At 38.6% G+C, this 2,223-nt stretch carries 2 protein-coding genes; both read right to left on the bottom strand.

Annotated elements, in window-relative coordinates; genetic code table 11:
- Nucleotides 1-1,644: T9SS type A sorting domain-containing protein (locus ENL20_02950; GenBank protein ID HHE37514.1), on the bottom strand; the 1,644-nt coding region annotated here is incomplete at its 3' end.
- Between the two features lie 156 nt (nt 1,645-1,800).
- On the bottom strand, nt 1,801-2,223 hold a 423-nt coding region (locus tag ENL20_02945), incomplete at its 5' end, for a T9SS type A sorting domain-containing protein (GenBank protein HHE37513.1).

Here is a 2,223-nt window from a genome sequence, read left to right as displayed (position 1 = left end):
TTTTCCGAAATCGTTTTTTCCATTCCAGGTTATGGAAAGCGACTCCGTCGCTTTTGCTTCAAAAGAATTGAAGCACTCCAAAGTTTTCACCTTCTGTCCTTTGATATTATAAATTTCAAGATTCACAAACAGGGATGTTTGTTCTACATTAAAAGAAATCGTTGTGTTAGAAGAAAATGGATTGGGATAATTGCTCAATTTAAGATCAGAAATCTGGATTTCATTATCTTCGATTTGCACGCCGGAAGGTCCTAATTCTCCATTTAATCTAATATTCTGAGCATAAATATCACCACCGTCATTTCTTTCATCTTCCCAAGTCACGATCCATTGTTCATTCAGAAAGGAACTTACTACCAAATCCGTTTTAGGACTTTGGAGAGAGGATAAGGCAACATTTTCATTTTCCCAGACATAACTTCCATCAGGATGGATCCGCATAGCCATGACGCGGCAATCGAGTACATTCCCAAAAGAAAAATCACGATAAAATACGACAACATCATCTTCTGCAGACTTAGCTGTTACATCCTGCTTATCTGCTCCGGAGAGTTCGAGGAATGCATTTCCGTTATCTGTCCAGAGCCGTTCACCGGTAAGATCCATCTTTTGACCGTAAAGACCTCGCTGATTCTGATCACCGTCCATTTCGCTCCAGAAGATGAAAACTTCTTCTGTATTTGGAAGATAAGCCAGATCAGGATAAAAATGATTTCTATTCGGCATTGTGGAGACTTCGATTCCATCATCGATAAAGAGAATTTCTCCCTCAGAATTTACATGCTGGATGAAAATGCTCGCTAAATTATTACTGTCCCGATCATCATGCCAGGCAATGAAAAATCCGTCGTTTCCATCGTTGATAAACGGAAAGATCTGAGTCCAGGCAGAAATACCACCGGCATCACTGATAATCGTAATATTTGCCCAAACAGGATTTCCATCAGGATCGAATCTTTGAGCAAGAACATGTCTGGTAGGAGCCCAGAATGGACCGGAATCTTCAAAGAATTTGAGGATCACATCATCATCTCCGACAGGTAAAAGTTGAGGCCATGAATATGTATCAGTACAACTTAAAGTGATTCCGTTTTCTCCCCAAAGTAGATTTCCATCAGGAGAAACCTTCTGCATAATGATCTCATCTTCGGATGACCAGGAAACTACGATATTTCCTGAATTCAGAGCAGTAACTTTGGGTGAAGCATCAAAAGCAGTACTGTTCGATAATTCCAGACCATCTTCTCCCCAGATAAAATCACCTTCAGGAGAAATCCGATAAGCATAGATATTGTTATTTCCTCCATTCCTGATATCCTGAAATGTCAAAATCGCATGATTATCCTGGTCGATAGTCATATCCCAGTCTGTCAACCAACTCATGGAAGTATGATCACTGATCAATAAACCGTTGTGTTCCCATTGCTCATATCCCTGGGAATCAAGTTTCTGTAAGCGAACATTGTAATTTCCATTCTCTAAAGAGAACCAGCCAATATAGGTGATCCCTTCATTGGATGCGATTTTGGGAATGACCTGTTCTCCTGCCAGATCTGTTACTTGTGAATTCTGAAATGGATCATCGCTCCATTGAGCAGTTAAAAAAAAAGGGATAAGTATAAGCACAAATAATGCTAACTTCATCATAACCTCCTTTTTGAAACTTCCGAATATTTCGACTTTGTGGAATCTTCGGTAAGTTGGAATCCCTTCAGACCGGAAAACAGCCGGAAAAAACTTGGATATTCCCATGTTTTCTCAATTTCAAATTGCTGAAATCCCAAAATTTGGCAAGTTTTTTTAGTGCATTAAAATCATTTTTCTGTTTGCAGAAAACTTACCTGCTTTTATTTGATAAAAATAGATTCCTGAGGAAACAGGTTTATTGTTTTCATCTTTTCCATCCCAGATTATGTGGTGAAGAGTGTCCGTCGCTTTGGCGTCAAAATAATTGCCGCACTCCAAAGTTTTTACTTTTTGCCCTTTGATGTTGTATATTATTATCTCTGCGTTCTCTCCGTCCTCTGCGGTAAGATTAAATGATATTGTAGTTTCCGCATCGAAAGGATTAGGATAATTAGATAATCTAATTCTTTCATTATTAATTATCAATTCTTCATTAACAGAAGTTCCAGCCCATTCAAAAGCTCCCATATCAGGTGCCCAACCATAATATTCATCATAATTTAAATCGAGCAGAATTTCACCTTCCCACTCAAAATA

The sequence above is a fragment of the Candidatus Cloacimonadota bacterium genome (genome assembly GCA_011372345.1).
In the GTDB taxonomy this organism is placed as follows: Bacteria; Cloacimonadota; Cloacimonadia; order Cloacimonadales; family TCS61; genus DRTC01.
The sequence above is the reverse complement of the archived record's forward strand: the minus strand, read 5'-3'. Positions and strand labels throughout refer to the sequence as shown.